This window comes from Microcoleus sp. PH2017_24_DOB_U_A, assembly GCF_020738205.1.
Classification (GTDB): Bacteria; Cyanobacteriota; Cyanobacteriia; order Cyanobacteriales; family Microcoleaceae; genus Microcoleus.
Genome location: NZ_JAEQCT010000119.1, coordinates 20,846 through 29,589 on the forward strand (window position 1 = coordinate 20,846; position 8,744 = coordinate 29,589).

Annotated in this window: 7 protein-coding genes and 1 tRNA gene; all 8 read right to left on the bottom strand. The window is 45.0% G+C overall.

From position 1 onward, the window contains the following. Nucleotides 1–50: 50 nt before the first annotated feature. Complete coding sequence (locus JGK07_RS28185) at nt 51–758, bottom strand: hypothetical protein (RefSeq protein WP_293213105.1); 708 nt, start codon at nt 756–758, stop codon at nt 51–53. 29 nt (nt 759–787) lie between these two features. Further along, complete coding sequence (locus tag JGK07_RS28190) at nt 788–1,465, bottom strand: actin-binding WH2 domain-containing protein (protein WP_293198811.1); 678 nt, start codon at nt 1,463–1,465, stop codon at nt 788–790. Nucleotides 1,466–1,850: 385 nt separating this feature from the next. Continuing rightward, a tRNA-Gly gene (locus JGK07_RS28195) sits at nt 1,851–1,921 on the bottom strand. Nucleotides 1,922–2,059: 138 nt separating this feature from the next. Beyond that, nucleotides 2,060–4,078, bottom strand: a complete 2,019-nt coding sequence (gene uvrC / locus JGK07_RS28200; protein ID WP_293192558.1) for an excinuclease ABC subunit UvrC — start codon at nt 4,076–4,078, stop codon at nt 2,060–2,062. A gap of 365 nt (nt 4,079–4,443) precedes the next feature. Further along, nucleotides 4,444–5,196: an amino acid ABC transporter ATP-binding protein gene (locus JGK07_RS28205; protein ID WP_293186314.1), complete on the bottom strand. Its 753-nt coding sequence runs from the start codon at nt 5,194–5,196 to the stop codon at nt 4,444–4,446. 161 nt (nt 5,197–5,357) lie between these two features. Further along, nucleotides 5,358–6,590, bottom strand: a complete 1,233-nt coding sequence (locus JGK07_RS28210; protein ID WP_293226464.1) for an amino acid ABC transporter permease — start codon at nt 6,588–6,590, stop codon at nt 5,358–5,360. Nucleotides 6,591–6,609: 19 nt separating this feature from the next. Continuing rightward, complete coding sequence (locus JGK07_RS28215) at nt 6,610–7,218, bottom strand: hypothetical protein (RefSeq protein ID WP_293186316.1); 609 nt, start codon at nt 7,216–7,218, stop codon at nt 6,610–6,612. A gap of 87 nt (nt 7,219–7,305) precedes the next feature. After that, a complete protein-coding gene (locus JGK07_RS28220; RefSeq protein ID WP_293226466.1) occupies nt 7,306–8,520 on the bottom strand; it encodes an ABC transporter permease subunit in 1,215 nt (404 codons plus the stop codon). Nucleotides 8,521–8,744 lie beyond the last annotated feature (224 nt).

The window sequence follows — 8,744 nt, forward strand, 5'->3', positions numbered from 1 at the left end:
CTTTCTGTATATACATGAAAGAGCGCTAAAGCGCAACAACATACTTCAAATTATTTGCCATTTTGCAACTTTCTTACCTCTTTGTGCACGCTCATCCCAATTTCTAGAGCCTCATTTAGCAACCGGCCGTATTCGCTCGCCCGATCGCTCACATCCAGCGCCATCAAAGCCGCCAAATTACTTTCAATATTAGCAAATAACTCGTAACGGCGACCAATGAATTTCTGATTTTCCCTGAGAATCCTTTCTGTTTTCAAAGCACAGACTAAACTTTCTCTAGTAATTTTTAAGGCCTCAATTGCATCTTGTCGATTAATTAAATTGGCTTGTAAATTGCCAGCAGCCGTTAGGCGATCGATAATATCTAAAGCCTTAATCACCTCATGATACTTCTCAACTTCATCCAAGAGACCCGCCAGGGTTGCTAAAGGCTTTGCTTTTACCCATTTATAGACATTCCAAACAACAGTAATCGCCAGGGACAAACCCAAAGTTATTTGTAAAACCCGGACAAATATCTCAGCATCGCTAAAACCAACTTGATTTCTATTGGCCAGCAAAGCAACCGGGAGCGAGACAACAAGCGTCACGCAAAATATCAGCAACTCGTGCAACAAAAGAGCAAACAGATTTTTGCCGTCCCGGAGTGTAGCAGGGCGATAAAAATTCCCTGAAAAACCGTCGCTCAAAGCTATTCCGCTCAAATCTTCCAACTCCTTTTCAGGAATTATCAACTCATCCAAATCCGCTTGTATCACTAGGGCAAATCTCCTTAAATTAGCATTAATTAAAATCCTCCCAGAGACCTAATTGAATCCCACAGACTCATATAAAAATTGCTGTCTCGGCTTCGGAACAGTTGAAAAGCTTGTCCCGGTGCGCCAAAAAACGGTCTCAGCGTCCATCCCAACTGACTGCCCACAAACGCATACAGTCCCAACCAAAACCGCAAAATATTTAGCCTGATGTCTTTTCCTTCCGCATCTTGTTCGGACAGAAAGTGCATTCCTTGATAAATGAAGCTGACCCCCAAAAATCCTGTGATTGCCATGATAGCAACATTTAGCAGCAGATAAAAATTGTAATTGGTACTGCTGATCAGAAAAAATAGGCTGACAGGTGCAAATCCAAACAGCAAAACGCTAATCATCGCCATTGCTGTCATCAACAATGTCAAATACTGTTCAAAAGTTCGTTTTGAACCAAACATGACATTAAAAAAGTACAGTGTAGGAAAGCAGATAATCAGCGTCAGTAAGTAAAGCGCTGGCAGCTTGATTGCTGAAACCAGACATTGCATCCACGTACTAGATGCGCCTAATATCGCTCCGTAAATCCCAAAAAATATGGTACTGGAAATTAACAAACCAAAAATTTTAGATTTGAGCTTAACACCGTCGCGAATTTCTTCGAGAAATTGTTGCCGTTCCCGCAGCAAATACATTACTACTGAAAAATATTTCACGGGTTCTCCTTGTGACTGATGCGACTCCGAATCAGTCATAACTCAAGCTGAGTGCGATCGACAATCTTGCCAACTGGAGGCACTCTATGTTAACCGATTATTCTTCCAGATACGGGACTCAGACAACTCCCATTATCTAGGGTTCCATGCACGCCACACCGCTATTGACTCTCGGCTGGATATTTCTAGTCAAATTGTATTCAAATTCTAGTCAAATTGTGTTCAAAAAGGGCGATCGGGCAGTCACTTGATACTCAGTTTGGTCGTTTTGTCGTCAATTTGTATCCAATTTCTAGTCTTTTTGACGCCCCACCCAGCCAAAAAATCGGCAATAAAAAACCCCAAACCGTTGATTTCTCGTTGGTTTGAGGCTTTTTGTTTAATAAGCGGGTGGCGGGAATCGAACCCGCATAGTTAGCTTGGAAGGCTAAAGTTTTACCACTAAACTACACCCGCATTCACACAGAACCTAAACATACCACAAGCTTCTGAGAATTGCAATAGGCCCGTGCAAAATTTCTCAAGTTCTCCTTGAAAGTGGTTGAATAGGGACTCGTAGCCTCCCAAATCCCCTCTTCCACGCTACTAAAGGCTTTACGGATGGAAATAAGCGTAGATTTGCTGCGCCAGACGCGGGCCAATCCCAGAAACTTCCGCCAACTGTTCGGGAGTTGCTAAACGCAGGTAGTCGATCGACCGAAAATGCGCTAACAATAGTTTTTGTCGGTGGTGTCCCAACCCCGGAATCTCATCTAAGCGCGATCGCTTCATTCTCTGACTTCTTTGATCTCGGTGAAAACTCACAGCAAACCTGTGCGCCTCATCCCGCACCCGCCGCAGTAATTGTACACCCGGTTGCTCAGAATTAGTTGGCAGCGGCAAAGATTCCCCCGGCAAAAAAATCTCTTCTCGCTGCTTCGCCAAACTCACAACTCGCAACTCATCTAGCAAATTCATCTCCCGCAAAACAGCCACAACTGCTGACAGTTGACCTTTGCCGCCGTCTATCATAATCAAATCCGGTTTGTCAGCAATATTAGGAGAAACTGAAGACAAATTACTGACTGCTTCCGCTTCTGCTAACTCGCTAAATTCATCTTGCTTCTTGCTGTTTCCTTCTGCTTCTTTGATCCTAAATCGTCTGCCGATAACTTCTGCTAAACTAGCAAAGTCGTCAGAATGACCGGATTTTATTTCAGGATTTTTAATTTTGTAGTGGCGGTAGTGTTGATTTGCTGGTAAACCGTCGATAAATACGACACGGGAAGCTACCGCATCCGAACCTTGAATGTGAGAAATATCGTAACCTTCTATGCGGTGCGGCATTTCTGGTAAATCGAGAATTTCGGCTAAATCTTGCATTGCTTGAGAATTGCGATCGCTCAATCGTTGCATTCTCGCCAATTCATACTCAGCATTGCGTTCCACCATCTCAATTAACTCCGCCTTAGTTTGGCGCTGCGGAGTCAAAATCGTCACTTTTCGCCCCTTGCGGTTGCTCAACCAATCTGCTAATATTTCGCCTTCTGGTAAGTCGTACTGCACAGAAATTTCGCTGGGAATTTCTACGGCTTCGACATTTTGATAATGTTCCTCCAAAACTCGCTGCAAAATCGCCCCGGCCTCTACTCCCCCAAGCCTTGGGGGGGAGGTAAGAGAAGGTTGAGATAATTCTTCTTCCCAGGAATGTAGGGGCGGTGCCCCTGTGCCCGCCCTGGGTATCTCCGCCATAAAGCCCAGTCTGCCGACTAATTGACCTGCACGAATCTGGAATAATTGAATGCAGGCGTGCTGCGTGTCTGCTGCCAGGGCGATCGCATCCCTGGAAACGGTATCATCTGGTAAAGACACTTTTTGACCAGCACTTAAAGATTGCAAACCTTTAATTTGGTCGCGAATCCTGGCCGCAGTTTCAAAGTTCAAATCTTCGGCTGCTTGTTCCATTTGTGGTTCCAGAATATCCAGCAATTCCTGAGTCCTTCCCTGGAAAATCATGGCTACCTTTTGGATGATTTTTTGGTAATCTTCCGCAGACATTAACCCTTGACAAACACCGACGCAGCGGCCGATATCGTAGTTCAGACAGGGACGGTCTTTAAATAGCGGTTGAGGGCGCTGTCGCAAGGGGAAAATCCGCTTAATCAAATGCAGCGTACTCCGCAGCGCCCCTGTATCGACGTAGGGGCCGTAGTAGCGGTCTTTCGCACTACCCGCGCGGCGTTTGCGGGTGATGAAAATGCGCGGGTATTTTTCCGACCAAGTTATGCACAAATAAGGATATTTTTTATCATCTTTGAGGAGGACATTAAAGTGAGGTTGGTGCTGTTTTACGAGGTTTGCTTCTAAGGCCAAAGCTTCGGCTTCTGTGTCGGTGGCGATGAATTCGATTTCGCGCACTTGCTGTACCATCATCGCGATGCGGGGACTGAGGTTTTGGCTTTCGCGGAAGTAGGAACGGACTCGGTTTCGGAGTTTTTTGGATTTGCCGATGTACAGGATGCGATCGCTCTCGTCGCGCATTAAGTATACACCAGGAACTGCCGGAATTTCTTTGAGGCGGCTTTCTAGGCGTTCTGCATCTTTAATTAGTGGCAGCGTTTTTGTGGACGGCATATAAATTTGAGATTTTATGACTTATATCTACTATTCTAACGCTGTTATCCAAGTCAAGGGAATGAATCACAAATAACGGTTCGTAGTGAGGACTTTAGTCCTCTGATCTTATGCGGACTGAAGTCCTCACTACGAACCTCACTCTCTGGTTTTTAATTATGAGTTTAGTCCTCTGATCTTATGCGGACTAAAGTCCTCACTACGAACCTATTAATGTTTTTAATGATGAGTTTAGTCTTCTGATTGGATGCGGACTAAAGTCCTCACTACGAACCTCACTCTCTGGTTTTTAATGATGAGTTTAGTTTTCTGATGGGATGCGGACTAAAGTCCTCACTACTAACCTATAATGACGTAAGTTCTGTTTACAATATCTGAGATAGAAACTTGCGTGTGCGTTCTTCCTTCGGGTTCTGAAAAAACTCTTCTGGCTTCGCTTCTTCCACTAAAACGCCGCCGTCCATCAACACAATGCGATCGGCAACTTCGCGCGCAAATCCGACTTCGTGAGTCACCACTACCATTGTAATTCCTGTTTGCGCTAAATTTCGCATGACATCTAAAACTTCCCGCACCATTTCCGGGTCTAATGCTGATGTCGGTTCGTCAAATAGCATGATTTTCGGCTGCATTGCTAGGGAACGTGCAATAGCAACCCGCTGCTGCTGTCCGCCAGATAATTGTCCGGGATATTTTTGGGCTTGGGACAAAATCCCGACTCTTTCTAACAGTTGCATTGCTACTTCTTCTGCTTTTTTCTTCGGCCAGCGGCGCACCCATACGGGCGCTAGCATGACGTTTTGCAGGACTGATAGGTGGGGAAATAGGTTGAATTGCTGAAACACCATTCCTACTTCCTGGCGAATTTTTTCGATGTTTCGCAAGTCGTGGGAAAGTTCGATTCCGTCGATCGTAATTTTGCCTTGCTGATAGGCTTCTAAAGCGTTAAAAGTCCGAATAAACGTGGATTTGCCGGAACCTGAAGGGCCCATCACGACGACGACTTCGCCTCGGTTCACGTTCATGCTGACGCCGCGCAGTACGTGAAATTGTCCGTACCATTTGTGGACGTTTTCTGCGACGATTACTGTTTCTGGAACTGTTAGTGTATCTTGCATAATTTTCTCCTTTAAATAATGACGAATAATTATTGCCTGATGACTGTTGACTACTTCAGTGGAGGGGGGGTTTATATATATTTGGGTTGGGAGGGCGGGTTTATATATATTTGGGTTGGGAGTTCTATTTTGTTGGTGAACCCGCCCCTACAGACTGTGGACTAATGACTTTTTTCTAAACTTTTCTCTATTTTGCGGCTGGCCAGTGACATTGAGTAGCAAAATACCCAATAGATGATGCCGACGAATATGTAAACTTCGGCGTACCTGCCGATGTAGGATGGATTTGCTAAAACGGCGCGGGATATGCCGATTAATTCTAACATTCCAAATAGCGATAGCAGGGATGTATCCATGAATAATCCGATGAATTGACCGCCGATCGCCGGAATGACTGTTCGCAGTGCTTGAGGTAGTACAATCAGAATGGTCAATAGTGGTGTGTTTAGCCCGATCGACCTTGCTGCTTCTATTTGTCCTCTGGGCACAGCCTGCAAACCGCCGCGCACGTTTTCAGCCAAGTATGCCGCACTGAATAATGTTAATCCGGCGATCGCCCGAATCACTCTATCCAATTTGGGATATTCCGGCGGTAAGAATAATTGCAGCATGACTTGACCTAAAAACAAAATGCCAATTAAAGGCAAGCCGCGCACTATTTCAATGTACAATGTTGACAGCAGTTTGACGACTGGCAAAGAACTTTGTCTCCCGAGGGCAAGCAATACTCCCAGGGGAAATGAAAGCACAATGCTAATAATTGCTAAAAACAGCGTCAGCACTAAACCGCCCCAGTCATTTGTCGAGACTTCTGTCAAACCTAATCCGCCTTTAATTAGCCACAGAATCAGCGGGAAGGAAAGAGCCCAAATTCCGGGTATCCAGCTAACCCCCCCTCGCCCCCCCTTACCAAGGGGGGGTTGGGGGGGGTTGGGATTAATTTGTCTCGCGGCGACATAGCTGGCGGCGGTTGCGATAATAATTCCTAAGAGGTAGAAGCGAGAGGTAAGGTCGATCGGCGTAATGACCGCACCAACAACCGCTGCACCAAGTAAAATCAGTGTAGGCCGATTCCAAAGACGTTCATCTCGCTGAATATTTCCCCAAGTTAAACCGCCCAACAAGGCAATTATTCCGGCTACTATCCACAGCCGCCAGTAGGATTCGCTGGGAAATCTGCCCACAAAAAATAGTGGCAAGTTTGCTTCTAACACGCGCCATTTAGCTTTTGTTGTGGCCCAAACGATAATTCCTTTAACTGTTTGGAAGGCGACAATTAAGCAAACTATTGTCAGAATGCTGTTGTACCAGGTACTAAATAGGTTTTTGCGCGCCCAATTCCAAGGGGTGGGCGATTCGGTGGCGGGAGGCGGCAGTACGGGGGTTGTTTCCATGTATTTTAGATGTTAGATTTTAGATTGCTTGCTGAATTGCACTTGCTAATATTCCTAATATTTTCTTGACATCTGTTACGTAATATTCTGTCAAGTCAATTTCAATTACTTGTTCTTTGAGTCTTAAGAATCTCCAGGTTTGGCCGCTAGTAACAGCCCCATAATTTATTGTTGCATTTGTGTTGCCTTCGCATTCGTTAAATATTCTAGCTGCTAACATTTGGGCTACACATGGCCCCAAGCTTGCATTAATATCTTCGTTTTGTGCTTCTACGATCGCAATTACTGGTTCGGTAAGCATTAATAAGTATGAAGAACGACTAATCAAAAAATCGCAATTTCCAGCTAATCCTTTTTCGGCATCAACTGTAAAATCTATTCCACAAAAAAGACCAATTTGATGGTTAAACAGTTTTCTAAGTTCGATTAAAATCGGTGCGGTTATCATGGACGAGCGAGACTTGTCAGTATTGCTGCTTAAGGCAATGCCTGCGTTCTCTTTGAGAATTTCTACAAGTAAGGGACTTGGTTCTAATTCTGGCACAGGAGAGAACATATTGATGCGATCGCTAATCGTCAAACCAAATTTTTTTGTTACTGTTTTTAAGTTAAAATCTCTGTAAGTCATTTCAACTTTAGTTCCAGATTATAATAAACTTAACTTTTGACTTCGCTATCCACTGTCAACTGTCAACTGTCAACTGTCAACTGTTATTTACCTTTCCTTGATTTGTACCGTGTGATTGTACCAATTCATAAACAGAGAAACTATCAAACTAATTGTTAGGTATGTTACCATGATAATTAGCATTGTTTCGATCGCCCTTCCGGTCTGATTCAACGTCGGAGAACCCACCACAAAGTAAACGTCGGGATAAGCCACCGCCACGGCTAAACTCGAATTCTTCGCTAAATTCAGATACTGACTGGTTAACGGCGGCACAATTACCCGCAAAGCTTGCGGCAAAATTACCATCCGCATCAGGGTTCCAGATTTAAGTCCCAAAGACTTTCCCGCTTCCCACTGGCCTCGCGAGACTGACTGAATTCCGCCGCGGACAATTTCTGCAATGTAACTGCCAGTATACAAGCTGAGTCCTGTCACTAGGGCTGCAAATTCTGGAGTTAATTTTAATCCTCCTTCGAGTTGCAATGCTGGTGTCAGGCGCGGGAAATCGAGGCCCAAAGGCAGATTTTTGGTGATAATCAAAGCTAAAATTGCACTCAGGACGATCGCACCAGCAGCCCAAAACAACTGTCTTCCAGGCTTCGCTTCTTCCACCATCACCCGCGCCCGCCACATCCACAGCCCCGCCGCAGCCAAAACTCCCACAGTTAACAAAATCAACCAAATCTCAAAACCTGGCAAAGGCGCAGGCCAAGGTACAGCAATCCCGCGATTTGTCAAGTAAATTGGGCCGTGCATCTGTTGATTGTCTTCCAGTTTTGGCATGGAAATGAATACTGCAAAATACCAGAAAAATAATTGCAGCAATAACGGTGTATTCCTCAAAATCTCCACGTACAAAGCTGCTAAATTACGCAAGATCCAATTGTCGGAAAGGCGGGCAATTCCTACAGTCAAACCCGCAATTGTTGCGAAAACAATCCCCAGGCCCATTACCCGCAGCGTGTTGATCAAACCAACAAAATAAGCTTGTCTGTAACTGTTTTCGGGACTGTAGGGAATTACGCTTTCGCCGATGTCGAAGGATGCTTGGGAATTGAGAAAGTCAAATCCAAATGCAATTCCTAGTTGCGCGTAATTGGCGGTGAGGTTGTCCCAAAGAATAGCGATGACTGTTATTACTAAAATTAGGGCGATCGCCTGTCCGGTTATTTTCCAGAAGCGATCGTCCCGCAGCAGTGTTGATATATCTTTAATTTTGGATGATTTCTCGGATTTGCCCGGTTGAGGTTCTGTATTCATAACTTAAATTATATTTCATTCAATCTGCTGCGTATGTTGTGTACCAAAGAGCGCTGAAGCGCAACTACGTACCTAAGAGCGCTGAAGCGCAACTACTTACCAAAGAGCGCTGAAGCGCAACTACGTACCTAAGAGCGCTGAAGCGCAACTACGTACCTAAGAGCGCTGAAGCGCAACTACCTACCTAAGAGCGCTGAAGCGCAACTACGTACCTAAGAGCGCTG